Source organism: Burkholderia cepacia, from assembly GCF_001039005.1.
GTDB lineage: Bacteria > Pseudomonadota > Gammaproteobacteria > Burkholderiales > Burkholderiaceae > Burkholderia > Burkholderia theae.
The window spans coordinates 345,702-363,647 of the sequence record NZ_LDWR01000021.1 but is presented as its reverse complement, the minus strand read 5'-3'; the positions used below and the strand labels follow the sequence as shown (position 1 = coordinate 363,647).

The 17,946-nt window shown below is 67.5% G+C and carries 14 protein-coding genes and 1 pseudogene; 4 read left to right on the top strand and 11 right to left on the bottom strand.

The genetic code is table 11. The annotated features are described in order from the left end of the window. Positions 1-101 precede the first annotated feature (101 nt). The 10 genes from VL15_RS14000 to glcD all read right to left on the bottom strand — a co-directional run bounded on the left by VL15_RS14000 (position 102) and on the right by glcD (position 12,826). The gene (locus tag VL15_RS14000; RefSeq protein ID WP_048246206.1) at positions 102-875 is read right to left on the bottom strand and encodes a fimbria/pilus periplasmic chaperone; all 774 of its coding nucleotides are present in this window, start codon (positions 873-875) and stop codon (positions 102-104) included. 88 nt (positions 876-963) lie between these two features. Continuing rightward, positions 964-1,506 (bottom strand): fimbrial protein, encoded by a 543-nt coding sequence (locus VL15_RS13995; RefSeq protein ID WP_048246205.1) that lies wholly within the window; start codon positions 1,504-1,506, stop codon positions 964-966. Positions 1,507-2,055: 549 nt separating this feature from the next. After that, a complete protein-coding gene (locus VL15_RS13985; protein WP_048246203.1) occupies positions 2,056-2,700 on the bottom strand; it encodes a response regulator in 645 nt (214 codons plus the stop codon). A gap of 32 nt (positions 2,701-2,732) precedes the next feature. After that, positions 2,733-4,115, bottom strand: a complete 1,383-nt coding sequence (locus VL15_RS13980) for a cache domain-containing protein (protein WP_048246202.1) — start codon at positions 4,113-4,115, stop codon at positions 2,733-2,735. Positions 4,116-4,252: 137 nt separating this feature from the next. Beyond that, a complete protein-coding gene (locus tag VL15_RS13975) occupies positions 4,253-5,815 on the bottom strand; it encodes a sensor domain-containing diguanylate cyclase (protein WP_048246201.1) in 1,563 nt (520 codons plus the stop codon). A 551-nt stretch (positions 5,816-6,366) separates the two neighbouring features. After that, entirely contained in the window at positions 6,367-8,541 is a 2,175-nt protein-coding gene (locus VL15_RS13970; protein ID WP_048246200.1) for a malate synthase G, read from the bottom strand. A gap of 44 nt (positions 8,542-8,585) precedes the next feature. Continuing rightward, entirely contained in the window at positions 8,586-8,990 is a 405-nt protein-coding gene (locus VL15_RS13965) for a GlcG/HbpS family heme-binding protein (protein WP_048246199.1), read from the bottom strand. 20 nt (positions 8,991-9,010) lie between these two features. Next, positions 9,011-10,231 carry a glycolate oxidase subunit GlcF gene (gene glcF, locus VL15_RS13960; protein WP_048246198.1) on the bottom strand — a complete coding sequence of 407 codons (1,221 nt, stop codon included), beginning with the start codon at positions 10,229-10,231 and terminating at the stop codon, positions 9,011-9,013. A gap of 19 nt (positions 10,232-10,250) precedes the next feature. Next, positions 10,251-11,327: a glycolate oxidase subunit GlcE gene (gene glcE, locus VL15_RS13955; protein WP_048246197.1), complete on the bottom strand. Its 1,077-nt coding sequence runs from the start codon at positions 11,325-11,327 to the stop codon at positions 10,251-10,253. After that, on the bottom strand, positions 11,327-12,826 hold the full coding sequence (glcD, locus tag VL15_RS13950) for a glycolate oxidase subunit GlcD (RefSeq protein ID WP_048246196.1): 1,500 nt from the start codon (positions 12,824-12,826) through the stop codon (positions 11,327-11,329). The genes glcE and glcD overlap by 1 nt, the downstream gene beginning before the upstream one ends. 224 nt (positions 12,827-13,050) lie before the next feature. Between glcD and glcC the strand changes: the two genes are divergently transcribed. The 3 genes and pseudogenes from glcC to VL15_RS13935 all read left to right on the top strand — a co-directional run bounded on the left by glcC (position 13,051) and on the right by VL15_RS13935 (position 16,225). Next, complete coding sequence (glcC, locus tag VL15_RS13945) at positions 13,051-13,821, top strand: transcriptional regulator GlcC (RefSeq protein WP_048246195.1); 771 nt, start codon at positions 13,051-13,053, stop codon at positions 13,819-13,821. Positions 13,822-14,053: 232 nt separating this feature from the next. Then, positions 14,054-14,488 (top strand): annotated as a pseudogene (locus VL15_RS13940) (DUF6306 domain-containing protein); the annotation flags it as partial. Between the two features lie 333 nt (positions 14,489-14,821). Beyond that, on the top strand, positions 14,822-16,225 hold the full coding sequence (locus VL15_RS13935) for a GGDEF domain-containing protein (RefSeq protein WP_048246193.1): 1,404 nt from the start codon (positions 14,822-14,824) through the stop codon (positions 16,223-16,225). Positions 16,226-16,236: 11 nt separating this feature from the next. Here the strand turns inward: VL15_RS13935 and VL15_RS13930 are convergent, their stop codons facing one another. Next, entirely contained in the window at positions 16,237-17,367 is a 1,131-nt protein-coding gene (locus tag VL15_RS13930) for an MFS transporter (RefSeq protein ID WP_230684441.1), read from the bottom strand. Here VL15_RS13930 and VL15_RS13925 point away from each other — a divergent pair. Continuing rightward, a complete protein-coding gene (locus VL15_RS13925; protein ID WP_230684440.1) occupies positions 17,366-17,917 on the top strand; it encodes an ArsR/SmtB family transcription factor in 552 nt (183 codons plus the stop codon). The genes VL15_RS13930 and VL15_RS13925 overlap by 2 nt on opposite strands. Positions 17,918-17,946: the final 29 nt, after the last annotated feature.

The window sequence follows — 17,946 nt, the reverse complement described above, 5'->3', positions numbered from 1 at the left end:
GCAAGCCTGCGCCCTGCCCGGGGCGAGCATGCTTGGTCTTGCGATAGGAAGGACGTGGCGCGCCAGCCGCGCCGCGCGCAATCGAAGAGGTCAGCCGCGCATCACGGCGACGGTGCCGCGGTGCCTGACCGCAGTGGCGCCTCGCTGCTGACTGCGCCACCGTAGTCGTTCAACGCCGTGTAGTGCACGCTGGCGCCGGCCGCATCGGGCACATCACCCTTCAGCGGAAAGACGCGCGTCGCGCCCGGCCCGACCATGCCGCCATCGTCGAAGATCGCGCGGCGGCCGCCCGACTGCACGCTGATCATGGTCAGCGAAACATGGAACGGCGTCGGGTTATGCGCCTCGATGGCCGGCTTGCCGTCGACCTGTGTGAGGCGCCACGTGAGCTGCGCCGGCGCATCGGCCGACGAACCCTTGAGCTTGTCCGGGCGATAGAACACCTTGATGCGCGAGCGGAACGCGAGCTGGATCCGGTTCATGTCCGCGTCCGCCGCGCTCGCCTTGGGCGGCACTTCGAGCACGTTGAGCCAGAACACCGACTCGCGATCCTCCGGCAGCGGCTCGCCGGTATAGACGATACGCAGTGTCTGCGACTTGGACGGATCGATCCGCGCAATCGGCGGCGTGACGGTGAATGGCACCTTGATATTGGACGGTGCGCTGCGCACGTCACCTGCATCGACCCATGACTGCACGAGCGCCGGCGCCTGGCCTGCGTTCGAGAGTTTCAGCGTGACCTCGGATTCGCCCGCGCCGTAGATCACGCGCGTGCCGCCGATCACCACCGACGCGTCGGCGGGTGTCGCCAGGTAGCCGAGCCATGCGATACATGCGGCGGCGATCGAGAATCTGAGTGCTTTTCGTAGCTTCATGGCTGGATCGATTCAGGCAACGTAACGGAGGCAGGGGGCGAATGCCTGCCGCCCCACCCGGTTTTAATGTGGATAACTAATCAATAAGTTACTGATAAACGAGCGAGTACATGACGCTCGACGTCGCCGCACCGGCCGTTGCGGCGCCGGTGGCGTAGTATTCCGCGAGGTAGTTCAGCGTGGCGGTGCCGGTAGCTGTGATTGCAACCGACTGTGAGTTCTGCGAAGCGTCGGCGGCACCAAGCTTGATGGGCGTATAGTCACCGTTCAACAGGCGAATCTCGACGTTGGTCGCGCCGCCTGCGGTCAGGAACAGGTTGCCGGTGGCGGTGTCGACCGTCGGGCCCGGTTCGAAGTAGGCGTGGACGTTGCCCGACGCCGGCGTGCAGGCCGTCAGCGCGATGCTGAACGCCTTGGCGCTGGCAGTTTGGCCTGCGGCGGCCAGCGCGCTGGTCGACACGTTCAGCAGCGGCACATTGAAGTTGTTCGAGTTGCTGCCGTTGCCGTTGATCGTGCAAGTTTGCGCGGTTACGCTGCCGGTGAACGTGATCGTGCCGTCGGCTGCAGATGCGACTTGCGAAGCCGTGGCGGCACCCACGAGCAACAGAGCGGAAATGAGTTTGGTTTGCATGGTTTTTAGTTTCTTGAACGATTTAAATTGATTTACGACGCCGAGGCGCTATTCACTCAATAGCGCCCGCGACATCCAACGGCAACCCGGTTAGGCGTCATGCCGCCGAAATTTTTGTTTCCGTCCCGGTTACATTTGGACGAAACGAATCCTACTGGCCCCAACCAATCTAAAGATGAACTTTTGTCACGTCGCGATGACATCGGCGATGCCGTGCGGTGTGGGACTGAACGGCATCGGTTCTTGGGCGCCCTCGCTCGTCGCCGCGCGTGATATGTCGGCACCGAACGTCCGCGGGCAATCGTCGACCGCGGCATCGACGAGCGCGGCGCGGTTCGCCGGCGAACACCGCGACGATGCGTGGCGGCGCCGGGCAGTCGCCTGAATACCGTGTATCGCTTGATGACGTCACGCACTCGATCGCGCGGCTCGTGAGGATGTCGCCCGCCCGCGGCATGCGAAAGGATTCCGTCGACTCGGGGAGAGGACGATTGGGCGAATATGAAACGGGACGGCGAATCGTGACAGGGGCGCGGTTGTCGCGCCGCCCTACCGCCGCCGATGCTCGACCGCAAACTTGATCAGCTCGGCCTGCCCTTCGATCTCGAGCTTGCGCTTCAGGTTGAGCCGGTGCGTCTCCACCGTGCGTACCGACAGCGCCGTCTGCTGCGCGATCTGCTTGCTCGACAGCCCTTCGGCGAGCGCATCGAGGATGTCGCGTTCGCGCGGCGTCAGGCGATCGAGCGGCGACGCGGTCGCGCTCGCGTGAATCATCCGCGCGGCGAGCCCTTCGCTGAAGAACGTCTGGCCGGCCAGCACCGCGCCGATCGCGCGGACGATCTCGCTCGCGGGCGAATCCTTCAGCAGGTAGCCGCTCGCGCCGGCGCGCACGGCCTGCGTCACGTATTCGACGTTGTCGTGCATCGACAGCATCAGCACGCGGATGCCGGGAAAGCGCTCGTGGAACACGCCCGCGAGCGTGATACCGTTCATCCCGTTCATGCCGACGTCCATCAACGCGAGATCGGGTTCGAGCGACGCGGCAAGCGCGAGCGCCTCGTCGGCGTTGCCGGCTTCGCCGACCACGGACAGGTCGGCCGCTTCGAGCCGCATCCGCAAGCCGTCGCGCACGAGCGGGTGATCGTCGACGAGCAGCAGTCGGGCGGCGGACCGGGCGGTGTCGGGGGCGCTCATGCGTGAAAGGTCTCCTGTTATGGGGCGCGTCGTCAGGCGGCACTGCGCAGCGGCACGCGCGCGGCCACGATCGTATGGCCGACCTGCGACGCGATCGTCAGCATGCCGCCGAGCGCGTCGAGGCGCTCGCGCATGTTGCGCAGGCCGATGCCCCGGCGCGCGTCGGCCTGCGAGCGTTCGGCGTCGAAGCCGCAGCCGTTGTCGGCGATGGTCAGCGTGACGGCGTGCGCGCCGACGTCGAGCGTGACGGCCGCGCGCGACGCCTGCGCATGATGCACGATGTTGCTGAGCGCTTCCTGCGCGATCCGGAACAGCGCGGTGTTGACCGCGGCGGGCAGCGGCCGCGTGCCGCTGTGCGCGACCTGCGTATAGCCGATGTCGATGCCGCTTTCGGCGCCGAGTTCGCGCACGAGCTGCTCGAGCGCGGCCGCGAGACCGAGATCGTCGAGCATCGCGGGGCGCAGCGCATGCGAGATGCGCCGCACTTCGCGCAGCGTGTCGCCGAGCCGCCCGACGCCGGTCACGAGCGCCTGCTCGGCCTCGGGCATGCGCGCCGCGCCGCGTTCGAAGCGCGCGAGCGCGGATTCGAGCATCAGCTTCGCGGACACCATCATCTGGCTGATCCCGTCATGCAGCTCGCGCGACAGCCGCGCGCGCTCCTGCTCCTGCGATTCGACGACGCGCTGCGCGAGCAGCTTGAGCTTCGCGTCGGCGCTGCGCGACTCGCTGACGTTCAGCACCAGCGCACACACGGCGATCGCCGCCGCCCCCGTGAGCGCGATCGCGGTGAGCCAGCTCATCGTGCGCTCGATGTTCGCGGACGCGCGCGCGTCGATGCGCTGCAGCGCGGTGTCGACGTCGTCGAGATAGATGCCGGTGCCGACCATCCAGCCCCAGCGCTCCAGCGCGACGACGTAGCCGAGCTTCGGCGCGACGCGGCCCGTCGACGGCCGCTGCCATGCATAGCGCACGTAGCCGCCGCCGTGCGACGCCGCGCCGATCAGCTTCTGGATCGTCAGCGCGCCCTGCGGGTCGCGCATCGACCAGAAGTTGTGGCCGACGCGCTCGGGCTCGCGCGGATGCATCAGCGAATTGCCGTGCAGGTCGTACACGAAGAAGTAGCCGTCGGGGCCGAAATCCATTTTCTGCAGCATCGCGAGCGCCTGCGTGCGCAGCAGCGCGTCGTCGCGGGCATTGCGGCCGCTCGCGTCGTAGAGCGGCATGATCGCGCTCGTCGCGAGTTCGACGTAATGCTTCAGCTCGACTTCCTTGCTCGACAGGTACGCGGCCTGGATCGTCGCGTGCTGCGTGCGCGCGAGCGACGTCGCCTGCTGGCGCACGCCGAAGCCGATGCCGGCGATCGCGAGCAGGAACGGCACGATGGCCAGAAGGAAGATCTTTGCCTTGAGTCTCATGGTGGTGCGAAGCGGCCGCGAACCGGTGCGGCCGGCCGCGCGCGTCAGCCGCGCGGCGGCGCGGTGGCGTGTCGAGCCGACATTGTCGGCGATTTTGCACGCGGACGGCGGCGGCCCGGCGGCCGCCCCGCCTTCGCTCAGGCCCGCCGCGACGCGAGATCGTCGGACACGGCCGTCAGCGCGACGATGCGGTTGCGCCCGGCTTCCTTCGCGCGATACAGCGCATCGTCGGCAAGCTTCAGCGCGGCCTGCATGTCGTCGTCGTGTTCCGGATAGCTCGTCGTCACGCCGATGCTCACCGTCAGGCGGCCGGTCGTGCCGGCGTCGTGCCGGATGCCGAGATCGAGGATGCCCGTGCGGATCGTCTCGGCGATCGTCACCGCGCCGTCCGTGTCGACGTCGGGCAGCACCACGACGAACTCCTCGCCGCCGTAGCGCGCCGCATAGTCGGCCGGGCGGCGCAGGCAGCCGGCGATGCAGTGGCCGACCGCGGCGAGCGCGTCGTCGCCGGCCTGGTGACCCTGCGTGTCGTTGTAGTGCTTGAAGTAATCGACGTCGATGAACAGCAGCGACAGCGCGAGCTGCGAGCGCGCGGCGCGGCGCCATTCGCGCGCGAGCGTGACGTCGAGCATCCGGCGGTTGTCGAGGCCCGTGAGGCCGTCGGTGCGCGCGAGCGCCTGCAACTCGGTTTCCGCGCGGTGGCGCTTGCGCAGCTGCACGTCGAGCAGCAGCGACAGGCCGACGAAGCCGATCGCGAGCGCGGCCATCGCGGAGCCGATCGGAATCGCACGGTCGTACCATGCGGCATAGATGTTCCCTTCCGATTGCGCGACCATGATGATGAGCGGCAGGTGGTCGAGGTGCCGGAATACGTACAGGCGCCGCACGCCGTCGATCGACGCGGTGTCGGCGAAGCTGCCGTCGCTGGCGGTCATGAATTTCCGGAATGTGCTGGCGCGGCTGATGTCGCGGCCGACGATCGCCGGGTCGTACGGTTCGCGCGCGAGCATCCGGCCGTCCGTGTTGATCAGCGCGATCGAGCCGCGGTCGCCGAGCGACAGGCGCGAGAACAGGTTCTGGAAATATTCGAGCCGGATCGACATCACGGCGACGCCGCCGAACGACCCGTCGGGCTTCGAGATCCGCCGGCTGAGCGCGATGCTCGGCGAGCCGCCGCGCAGCCGCGAATGGTACGGGTCGCTGACGTACAGGCCGACGTCGGGGTGGTCGCGGTGCACGGTGAAGTACGGCTCGTTGCCGAAGTTGGCCTTGCGCGGCACGTCGCTCTTGCCGTCGACCGCGATGTCGCCCTTTGCGTCGAGCACGTAGATGCCGCCGAGGTACTTGGCCGTCGTCGCGCGGTCGAACAGCACCTGGCGGCGCAGCGGCATCGGCAGCCTGACGACCTCGGGGTCGTTCTCGCCTTCGACGACGGCCTGCAGCGACAGCGAATAGATCTCGATGTTGCGCTCGATGTCCCACGACGCCATCAGCGCGAGGTTCTGCTGCGTGATGCGTGCGCGGTCGCGCGCGTCCATGCGGCCCTCGTACAGCACGATCGCGCACAGGAGCAGCAGGAGCAGCGCGATCAGCAGGCCGGTATAGAAGATCAGGTGCGGCAGCAGGAACCTGCGCAGATGGGCGGCGACACGGCTCGTCAGGCCGGATTCGCTGGGCATTGCGTAGTCGGTTTCTGCCATGGTCCGTGGATCGATGGGCATCGCCGCCGGGACGCGGGGCGATGCGATTGTTCGTATGACGTGTCGGCGGCGATCCGTTACGCGGCCATTCCGACGCCTCCCCGCCGGTCGGCGGAGAAAATGGACACCGATTATCGGCAATCGCGGCTAGATATACCGGTAAATCATGCATTCATTGGCGACATCTGCAGCGATTCGATGATCCGACGAATCGGGCAGCGCGGATTCAACGGAGTATAACGCGCACGTCGGGATGCGCGGAAAATGTTGCGACCCGTTGATCCGGATCAAATTACAGTGAAATCCCGGGCTTGCGGATATCGGGCAAAGCGTTGCAGCGCAAGGCTTTGCGGCATGGCGGAAGACGCCGTGCGGCGCGCGGCCGCCGATTTCGGCGGTTTAACGAGGGACGCACGCGAAAAGCGAAAGCGGGCGATATGCGCCGATTATTCGTTTCAAAGGTCGCAAGAATGCGAATTTGAAAACGGGCGGCCATGAAGGCCGCCCGTTTCGTGAAGCCGGCATGCGGGGCGAGCCCCGCATGCACATGCTTAACCGCCGTGCGGTTGCGCCTTGTACGCGAGCCGGAACTGGTGCAGCAGCGGCTCGGTATAGCCGCTCGGCTGCGATGTGCCCTGCAGCGTGAGCGCGCACGCGGCCTTGAACGCGGTCGACTGGTCGTAGCCGGGCGCCATCGGGCGATAGTTCGGGTCGCCCGCGTTCTGCTGGTCGACGACGCGCGCCATCCGCTTGAACACGTCGAGCACGAACGCCTCGGTGATCACGCCGTGGCGCAGCCAGTTCGCGATGTGCTGGCTCGAAATGCGCAGCGTCGCGCGGTCTTCCATCAGGCCGACGTCATGGATGTCCGGCACCTTCGAGCAGCCGACGCCCTGTTCGACCCAGCGCACGACGTAGCCGAGGATGCCCTGCGCGTTGTTCTCGACCTCGCGCAGGATCTCCTCCTCGCTCCATTCGGCGCGCTTGACGACCGGCACGGTCAGCAGGCCTTCGAGCAGCGCGTCGCGCTCGCTCGCGTACGGCGTCTTTTCGAGTGCCTGCTGGACGGCCTGCACGTCGACGAGATGGTAGTGCAGCGCGTGCAGCGTCGCGGCGGTCGGCGACGGCACCCAGGCGGTGTTCGCGCCGGCGCGCGGATGCGCGATCTTCTGCTCGAGCATCGCGTGCATCAGGTCCGGCATCGCCCACATGCCCTTGCCGATCTGCGCGCGGCCGCGCAGGCCGGCGGACAGGCCCGCGAGCACGTTGTTGCGTTCGTACGACGTGATCCATGCCGACGACTTCATGTCGCCCTTGCGGATCATCGGGCCCGCTTCCATCGCGGTGTGCATCTCGTCGCCGGTGCGGTCGAGGAAGCCGGTGTTGATGAACGCGACACGCGCGGCGGCGGCCGCGATGCACGCGGCGAGGTTCACGCTGGTGCGGCGTTCCTCGTCCATGATGCCCATCTTCAGCGTGTTGCGCGGCAGGCTGTACAGATCCTCGATGCGCGCGAACAGCGTATCGGCGAACGCGACTTCGACCGGGCCGTGCATCTTCGGCTTCACGATATAGATCGAGCCCGTGCGCGAGTTGCGCTTCGCCTTCAGGTCGTGCAGCGCGCACAGCGTCGTGACGACGCCGTCGAGGATCCCTTCCGGAATCTCGTTGCCGTCGCGGTCGAGCACCGCGCCGTTGGTCATCAGGTGGCCGACGTTGCGCACGAACAGCAGCGAGCGGCCATGCAGCGACAGCGTGCCGCCGTCGGGCGTCGTGTAGTCGCGGTCGGTGTTCAGGCGGCGCGTGAAGCTTTTGCCGCCCTTCGCGACTTCCTCGACCAGCGTGCCCTGCATCAGGCCGAGCCAGTTGCGGTAGAGCTGGACCTTGTCGTCGGCGTCGACCGCCGCGACCGAATCCTCGCAGTCGATGATCGTGCTGACCGCTGCCTCGAGCACGACGTCCTTCACGTTCGCGAGATCGGCGCGGCCGATCGGCGTCGATGCGTCGATCTGGATCTCGAGGTGCAGGCCGTTGTGCTTCAGCAGGATCGCCGACGGCGCGTCGGCCGCGCCCTGGTAGCCGACGAACTGCGCCGGCTGCGCGAGCGGCACGCTGCCCTTGGCGGTTTCGACGGCGAGCTGGCCGTCCTGCACGCGGTAGCGCAGCGCGTCGCTGTGCGAGCCGCTCGCGAGCGGCGCCGCGTTGTCGAGCACGTTGCGCGCGTAGTCGATCACGCGCTGGCCGCGCGTCGGGTTGTAGGTGGCGGTGCGTTCGGCGCCGCTGTCTTCGGGCAGCGCGTCGGTGCCGTACAGCGCGTCGTACAGGCTGCCCCAGCGGGCATTCGCGGCGTTCAGCGCATAACGCGCGTTCGACAGCGGCACGACGAGCTGCGGGCCGGCCTGCGTGGCGATCTCGCTGTCGACGTTCGCGGTGGCTGCCGCGACGTTCGACGGGACCGGCACGAGGTAGCCGATCTGTTCGAGGAACGCGCGATACGCGGCGTGGTCGCGCACGGGGCCGGGGTGCGCGCGGTGCCAGGTGTCGAGTTCCTGCTGCAGGCGGTCGCGTTCCGCGAGCAATTCGCGGTTGCGCGGCGCCAGGTCGTGCACCAGGGCCGAGAAACCGCTCCAGAACGCGGCCTTGTCGATGCCGGTGCCCGGCAGCGCTTCGTTTTCAATGAACTGGCTCAGCGCTGGCGCGACTTGCAGTCCTGCTTGGTCGATCATCGTTAATCCTCCCGGGGAAAAATGCGCGCGCGCGGCTTGGCTGGTTATGTCGCGACGCTTTGTGTGCCGGCGCGGGCGATCTGCGCGTCCTGTTCGGACTTTACGCCAGACACGCCGATCGCACCCGCAATCCGGCCGCCGACCGTGACCGGCACGCCGCCTTCGAGCAACCCCGTCAGCGGCACGCTGAGAAACGCGGTGCGGCCACCGTTGATCATATCCTCATACGCCTTCGTCTCGCGACGGCCGAGCGCCGCCGCGCGCGCCTTGTCCTGCGCGATGTAAGAACTGGCCGGCGATGCACCGTTCAGGCGCGCGAACGCGAGCAGATGGCCGCCGTCGTCGACGACGGCGATCGACACGGCCCAGCCGTGGCGCTCTGCTTCCGCGCGGGCGGCGGCAAGCATGCGGTCGGCATCGGCGAGTTCGAGTTCGGGTTTCGTTTGCATGGCGTTCCTCCGAATTCAGGTCAGTTGACGAGTCGGTTGTCGACGAGCTCGATCCAGTGGCGCACGGGCGTGCGGCCCGCGCCGTTCAGGTGAGTCTGGCAGCCGACGTTGGCCGTGACAATCAGGTCCGGCCGCGCGGCTTCGAGCGCATCGAGCCGGTTGTCGCGCAGTTTCGTCGCGAGCTCGGGCTGCGTCAGCGAATACGTGCCGGCCGAGCCGCAGCACAGGTGGCCGTCGGCGACATTCGTCAGATCGAAGCCGAGCCGCGTCAGGATGCTTTCGACAACACCGCCGAGGCGCTGCGCGTGCTGCAGCGTGCACGGGCAGTGGACCGCGACACGGCGTTGCGTCGAATCGGCCAGCGCGTCGAGCGGCTCGGCCGCGATCACCTCGGCGAGATCGCGCGCGAGCACGCTGACGCGCCGTGCCTTGTCCGCATAGGCGGGGTCGGAGCGCAGCAGGTCGCCGTATTCCTTGACGAACGCGCCGCAGCCGCTCGCCGTCAGCACGATCGCTTCCGCACCGGCCTCGATCGCGGGCCACCACGCGTCGATGTTGCGGCGCGCGCGGGCGAGGCCCGCGTCCTGCGCGTTCAGGTGATATTCGGTCGCGCCGCAGCAGCCGGCTTCGCGCGCCGGGCTCACGCCGATGCCGAGCCGGTCGAGCACGCGCGCGGCGGCCGCATTGGTGTTCGGCGACAGCGACGGCTGCACGCAGCCTTCGAGCATCAGCACGCGCCGCGCGTGGCGCACCGGCGGACGCGGCGCGGCCACGGGCGCGGCAGCCGGGATCTTGTCCTGCAGCGTGCCGGGCAGCAGCGGGCGCAGCGCGCGGCCGGCCTTCAGCAATGCGGCGAACGTCGCCGGGCGCGGCACCACATGGCGCAGCCCCGCACGCAGCAGGCGCTCGCGCGCGGGCCGCTGCGCGCGCTTTTCGGCTTCCGCGCGGCCGATGTCGAGCAGCGTGTGATAACGCACGCCGGATGGGCAGGTCGTCTCGCAGTTGCGGCACGTCAGGCAGCGGTCGAGATGCTGCTGCGTGCGCTCGCCGCACGGCTCGCCTTCGAGCAATTGCTTGATCAGGTAGATGCGGCCGCGCGGCCCGTCGAGCTCGTTGCCGAGCACCTGGTAGGTCGGGCAGGTCGCGTTGCAGAAGCCGCAGTGCACGCACGCGCGCAGGATCGCTTCCGCTTCGTCGGCCCGGGCGAGGGCCTTGCTTGCTTCGCTGAGATTGGTTTGCATCGGCGGGTCGCTTCGAAGGTCAGAAGTCGGCGGTCAGGCGGCCGGGATTGAAAATCGCGTGCGGGTCGAGCTGCGCCTTGAGCTGTCGATGCACGCGCAACAAGGCGGGCGGCAGCGGCTGGAACGGCTCGCGTGTCGTACCCGGGGTGAAGCAGGTCGCGTGGCCGCCCCATTGCGCAGCCAGCCGCTGCACGTCGGCCGGCGCGGCGTCGCTCTTCAGCCAGCGCTGCGCGCCGCCCCAATCGGCGAGTAACGCGCCGGGCAACGCATCGAGCGGCGCGGCGGCCGGCACCGACACGCGCCACAGCGGGCGCGGATCGTCGAAGAACGGTAGCGCGTGATCGCGCAGCCGCGCCCAGAACGCGTCGCCGGTGTCGTCCATCCGGTCGCCGCCGATCGTGGCGCGCGCGGCCTTCACCGAGCCCTCGCCGCCTTCGATCCGCACGCGCAGCACGCCGTCCGCGTGGCATGCGCCCGCGAGCGGCAGCCCCGCGCGCCGCCACGCGGCGACGCGCCGCACGGCTTCGCCCGCGGCCAGCGGCAACGCGAGATCGCCGGTCGCGCGCGGCTTCGGCAGCACCTTCAGCGATACCTCGGTCACGACGCCGAGGCAGCCGAAGCTGCCCGCGAGCAGTCGCGATACGTCGTAGCCCGCGACGTTCTTCATCACTTCGCCGCCGAAGCGCAGGTGCTTCGCGTGGCCGGCGATCACGCGGCAGCCGAGCACGAAATCGCGCACCGCGCCGGCCCACGGGCGGCGCGGCCCCGACAGCGCCGCCGCGAACATTCCGCCGACCGTTGCCGCGCCGCCGAACGACGGCGGCTCGCACGGCAGCATCTGGCCGGCCGCGTCGAGCATCGCTTCGAGCTCGGCGAGCGGCGTGCCCGCGCGCGCGGTGACGACGAGTTCGGTCGGGTCGTACGCGACGATGCCGCGATGCGTGCGCACGTCGAGCGTGCGGCCTTCGACGGGGCGGCCGAGGAAGGCTTTCGTGCCGGCGCCGCGAATGTGCAGCGGCTGGTGGTCGTGGAGTGCGGCGTCGACCTGGGCGACGAGCGCCGCGCTGTCGTCGATCGATTCGATTTCGCGTCGCATCAGAAGCGCTCCAGTTCGGGAAACGGCAGCTTGCCGTGATGGACGTGCATCGCACCGAATTCGGCGCAGCGGTGCAGCGTCGGGATGTTCTTGCCGGGATTGAGCAGGCCCTGCGGATCGAACGCGGCCTTCACCGCGTGGAAGAACGTGATTTCGTCGGCGTTGAACTGCACGCACATCTGGTTGATCTTTTCGCGGCCGACGCCGTGCTCGCCGGTGATGCTGCCGCCGACCGCGACGCACAGCTCGAGGATCCGGCCGCCGAGCGCTTCGGCGCGGTCGAGCTCGCCGGGCCGGTTCGCATCGAACAGGATCAGCGGGTGCATGTTGCCGTCGCCCGCATGGAACACGTTCGCGACGGGCAGTCCGTATTCCGCGGACAGCGCGGCGATGCCTTCGAGCACGCGCGGCAGCTCGCGGCGCGGGATCGTGCCGTCCATGCAGTAGTAGTCGGGCGACATGCGGCCGACCGCGGGGAACGCGTTCTTGCGGCCGGCCCAGAAGCGCTGGCGCTCGGCTTCGTCGCGCGCGACGCGGATTTCGGTCGCGCCCGCTTCGCGCAGCAGCGCGGCGACGCGGTCGGCGTCCTCGTCGACGTCGCTCGCCGCGCCGTCGAGTTCGCACAGCAGGATCGCCTGCGCATCGACCGGATAACCCGCGTGGATGAAATCCTCGGCTGCGCGGATCGCGAGGTTGTCCATCATTTCGAGGCCGCCCGGAATCACGCCCGCGCCGATGATCCGCGCGACCGCGGCGCCGGCCTCGGCGACGTCGTCGAAGCTCGCCATCAGCACCTTCACGCTCGGCGGCTTCGGCAGCAGCTTCACGGTGACTTCCGTGACGATGCCGAGCATCCCTTCGGAGCCGGTGAACAGCGCGAGCAGGTCGAAGCCGGGCGCGTCGAGCGCATCCGCGCCGAGCGTGAGCGTGTCGCCGTCGATCGTCAGGATCTCGACCTTCAGGATGTTGTGCACCGTGAGCCCGTATTTCAGGCAATGCACGCCGCCCGCGTTTTCGGCGACGTTGCCGCCGATCGAGCAGGCGATCTGCGACGACGGATCGGGCGCGTAATAGAGGCCGTGCGGCGCGGCCGCCTGCGAGATCGCGAGGTTGCGCACGCCGGGCTGCACGCGCGCGATGCCGGCATCGGGGTCGATGTCGAGAATCCGGTTGAACTTCGCCATCACGAGCAGGATGCCTTTTTCGAGCGGCATCGCGCCGCCCGACAGCCCCGTGCCCGCGCCGCGCGCGACCACCGGCACGCGGTGCGCGGCCGCGACGCGCAGCACCGCGCGTACCTGCTCGACCGTGTCGGGCAGCACGACCGCGAGCGGCACCGTGCGGTACGCGGCGAGGCCGTCGCATTCGAACGGCTTGAGCGCCTCGCGTTCGTGCAACACGTCGAGGCCGGGCGCCGCCGCGTGCAGCGCGGCGACGAGCGTGTTGCGCTCGACGGTGGCCAGCGGGCCGTCGATCCGTTCGTCGTAGATGAAACTCATCGGGGTGTCTCCGTCTCCTTCATGCGGGCGGCCGCGCGATGCGCGACACACCGGATGGACGCGATTCTTGGCGGGCCGGCCGCGCCTGTCCAGACGTGTTCCATGTGGTCATACCAGTTTTTGAACGGGCACCTCGAAGCGGCTTCGATGCGAACCACAAAACCTCATGGAGACAAGGGTTTATGCGAAAATCGACGATATCTGTCCAAAGTGGTCATACCAGTATGGAAATGCAGGATCGAGAGCGGCCGGCGCGACGCGTGGCCGACGTCGTCGCCGAGCGGATCGAGAAGCTGATCGTCGATGGCGTGCTGAAAGCCGGGCAGGCGCTGCCGTCGGAACGGCGGCTGACCGAGAAGCTCGGCGTGTCGCGCACGGCCGTGCGCGAAGGGATGAAGCTGCTGCACGCGCGCGGGATCATCGACACGGCGCACGGCAAGGGTTCGTTCGTCGCGAGCTTGACCCCGCAGCGCGAGATCACGCCGATGATGCATCTGCTCGGCTCGCAGCCGCGCACGCTGTACGACCTGTTCGAGGTGCGCGGGATGCTCGAGGCCGAGGCCGCGCGACTCGCCGCGCTGCGCGGCACGCCGGCGGACTTCATCCTGATCAAGCGCCGCTACGACGAAATGACGGCGGCCGACGCGCAGGATCTTGATCCCGCCGCGCGTGCGAAGCTCGACCACGCATTCCATCTCTCGATCTGCGAGGCGTCGCACAACCCCGTGCTCGTCAACACGCTGCAGTCGCTGACCGACCTGCTGCTCAGTTCGGTGTTCGCGTCGGTGAACAACCTCTATCACCGCGAGCCGCTGAAGAAGCAGATCGACCGCCAGCATGCGCGGCTCTACAACGCGGTCACGGGGCGGCTGCCCGACCAGGCGCGCAAGGCCGCGAGCGAACATATCCGTCAGTGCGTCGACTATCTGCGCGAGATCGAGCAGGAGGAACAGCGGCTCGTGCGGTCGACGTTGCGGCTCGAAGGGTGGACGTGAGGTTGTTCGGCATGACTTGACGCGCATCACGCGCGGCGAGTCGCACGGCGGCGCGAGTCACATTGACGTGTCACACTGGGATTCATTCCTCGCGCGGTCCGCTGCCTTCCGCATGATGCGTGGATCGGTTGTGCGCGCAGCGCATGACGGGTCCGCGTCGGACGTGGCGGTGCGCCGTCCATTCCGAAACGGAGGACATTCGATGTCGAACCTGACCGGCGACGACGGGCCCGCCGATGCGCAGCGCGACGCGCTGCTCGCGTTGCTGAACGAACTGCTGGAGGCCGAGCGCGCCGGCGCGCGCGTGACGTCGGAGACGGCGGCCGAGATCACCGATCCCGAGTTGCACAGGCTTGTCGCGGGCATTCGCCAGGACGAAGCGCACTGGTGCAGCGTGCTCGTCGACGCGATCCGGTCGCTCGACGCGGTGCCGACGCGCGCGACCGGCGCGTTCTATGAAAAGGCGATGGCGATCGACGATCTGGCGGCGCGCATGGCGTTCCTGAACCGTGGCCAGCGCTGGGTCGTCCGCAAGCTGCAGGCGCTGCTGCCGACGCTCGCGGAACCGGATATCCATCACGCGCTGTCGCTGATGCTGGTTGCGCACGAGAAGAACATCGGCGCGGTGGATGCGCGGTTGCGCGATGGAGGATCGGGCCGCGGGTAGCGGCGGCCGCACGAAAACAGGTGCTCCGCGGCATTGCGGGAACGCGGGGCAAAAGGGTCGGCGGCCGGCCACGAAGCGTCACTCGCCAAGCGCGCCGCGTCGTTGCTCCGACATCCGGCCCGTCCTGTAAACAGGCGCTCGATTGGCTATGACGAACGTGGCTTCACTGACCATTCCCGTCATCGGCAACGCCCGGATTACGGTCGCAAGAACCGGTTTCGATTCAATTCGACGATCTATTTACAGCACGCGATTCTATGGTGTCCGGCCAGTATCAAATGCAAATCGCTACGCATATACTGGATTCATCCGATGAAATCCGGAGGGGAGACGATGAGCATCGCTGCATCCGCAAACGAGCCGGCCGCCGCCATCCAGTTCATCACCAAGGCCTACGCCAGGCTGCTGCTCGCCGGCTTCGCTTTGGTGCCGGCCTTTCTGATCGCGTACCTCTATTTCTTTCAGAACCCCGCGCTGAAATTCGAGAATCACGCTTTCCACGAGCTGGCGATCGCAGCCGCGACGCTCGAAGGCGTGTTCGTCACCTACGTGTGCTGGCGTTGTTATCGCCTGTCGGGAGAGCCGCTGCTGCGTTGGCTGACGCTCGGCTTTCTGGGCTTTTCGCTGGTCTACGCATTGCACGGTGCGTTCACCGGCATGGCGCACCACAATATCTGGCTCTTCCTGCTGTATGGGCCGGCCTCGCGCCTCGTCATGTCCATCTTGATCTTCGTCGGACAGCTCTCGTACAGTCGGTCGGCGGACACCGAGGCGGTCCGTGTCAATCGGCGCGCGTGGGCGACATGGATCGTCGTGTTCCTGGTGATCGATGTGCTGGTGGCCTGGGTCGCGTACTCGCCATTTGCCGGCAGTCCGTGGGTTCGCCTGTCGATGGAGGGCGGTGCACTCGCGTTTTCGACCGTCAACGTCATCGCGCTGGTGGTGCGGCGCATCCGCACCCCGCTCATGCTGATCTACGGCATCTCGGTGTCGTCGTTCGCGCTGTCGTCGCTTGCGTTCATCCTCGGCCGCCCGTGGAATCACATGTGGTGGCTCGCGCATGTGATCTTCGCCGGAGGGTTTTTCCTGCTGAGTTACGGTGTCGTGCAGGCATTTCACACCACGCGCTCGTTCTCGACCATCTATAGCCAGGAAGAGCTGTTTGCGCGCTTGCGCGAAGCGATGGCCCGCACGGAACGTGCGTTGCAGGAGCTGCAGCGAACCAACGAGAAACTCGAATACATGGCCGCAACCGATCCGCTGACCGGCGCGGCCAACCGGCGGCGGTTCATTGAAAGCGTCGAGGCGGAAATTGCCCGCGCGAAACGCAACGGCGCACCGTTCTCGCTGCTGGCACTCGACCTCGACCACTTCAAGGTCATCAACGATAGTTACGGGCATCAGACGGGCGACCAGGTCCTGCAACGCTTCGTCAAGAAATGCCTCGACGCGATCCGCCCGTACGACGGTGTGGCGCGGGTGGGCGGCGAGGAATTCATGGTGTTGTTGCCGCAGGCCGCGCTGGATACCGCGCGCTCGGTCGGTGAGCGCATTCGCGCGGCGATCGCCGGCACGCCGTTCGAGAATGGCGATGGCAAACCGATCGAGCTCACGGTGAGCGTCGGCATCTCGGAGTTTGGTCGTGACGGGGAGACGATCGACGCGATTCTGCGCAAGGCCGACGAGCGCTTGTATGAGGCCAAGCATCAGGGGCGAAACCGCGTGATCGCTGCGTAGCCGACGCGCGGCTACGGTCGGTCGCCGCCGCGTTTCAGCGATCGGAACACCATGCAGCCCGCGCCAAGCGCAATCAGCGCCAGTGCGACGGCAAAGGCAGTGGCACCGGCCGCCAGGCCAAGGAAGTCGATCGCGTAGCCGGTCATGACGGGCAGCAGCCCCGCCGGCAGATAGCCGCCGATATTCATGACGGCAATGGCTTCGGCCCTGCGCGTGTCCGGCACATGCAGGCCGATGAGCGTCAGGCCGCCCAATTGCCCGAGACCCTGCGCGATCCCCGCGAACAGCGCGGCCGCCACCAGAATGGGTGCCGACAGCATGTGCACCGCGCCGCACAGTGCACCCATCGACAGTACGGTTGCCGCCGTGCCCGCCGCGAACAACGCACGTACCGACCATTGCCGCACGGCGAACTGAACGCCCGTTGCAGCGAGAAACATCGCGCACGCCATGCCGCCGGCGAGCAGCGGGCTGCGAACGTCGAGCAGACGGGCGAGTAACGAAGGCCCCAACGCAAGCACGAACGAGGTTGCGGTAATGCCGGGCCCGAACACGCCGATACCGGCCGCGACGTGGCGTCGATTCATCGCCGGGACCGACGGCAAATGCAGACGCACGCCTTGGCCGCTTGCCCGTGCTGGCCGGCCAAGGGGCAACCGCCACGCGATGATGAGCGCACTCAGCAACACGAGAAATTCGATACCGAACACCGGTGCTATCGGATGCGCGACCGTTTGCGCCGCGCCGCCGGCCAGTAACGGTCCGAGGCCCGCGCCGAGTACCATCGCCACCGATGCGAGCAGGGCGGCCTGACGTCGACGCTCACCGCCGCCGAGGTCCGCCACGGATGCCATTCCTGCCGACACGATGACGCCGACCGAGATACCCGTCAGCAGCCGGGCCACGGCAAGCGTTGCAATGGACGTTGCGCTGGCGAACAACGCACATGCGACCAGCGCCACGAGGATCCCCGGCAGAAGAACCGGCTTGCGGCCGTAACGATCCGATAACTGTCCGGCGACCGACAGCGTGGCCAGGAGTCCGAAGATGTAAAGGGCAAAGATGACCGTCAGCGTGCCCGATGAAAAACCGAGCGTGCGCTGCCAGACCACATACAGCGGCGTCGGGGAATTGGACAGCATGAACACCGACGTGACCGTCCATGCGGCGCGCCACATGTCGGGGGAAATGCGCGCGGACGCGCGGCTGGATTGCACTGCGGCAGTGTCGGACACGGCAACCTTCCTTGTACGAGTTTTTTCGTACTATAGCTTAGTTCGAAAAAACTCGTACAGTGATATAGTCGTGAACATGAAACGCACTCCCCACCACGACCCGGCCGCCGCAGTCCCCGCCAACCTTCCCAATCCGCTGCCGGAACCGGCCGTATCCGATTTGCGCCTGGACGCGATCTTCGGCGCACTGGCCGACCCGTTGCGCCTGACGATCGTCCGCCGGTTGTTGCTGGAATCCGAGGCGTACGACCATCCGTGCAGCTGGTTCGGTTTCAATCGTGCGAAATCGTCATTGACCCATCACTTCAAGGCGCTGCGTGAAGCGGGCGTGATTCGCCAGCGTCAATACGGGCTCGAGCGACGCAGCCGCGTGCGAACCGAGGATCTCGATGCGCGATTTCCGGGACTCCTGCAACTGGTGATCGCATGGGAGCCGTCCGGCGGCGAACCGGGCTGAGTCCGCCGGTGTCGTCCGCGGGCGGATAG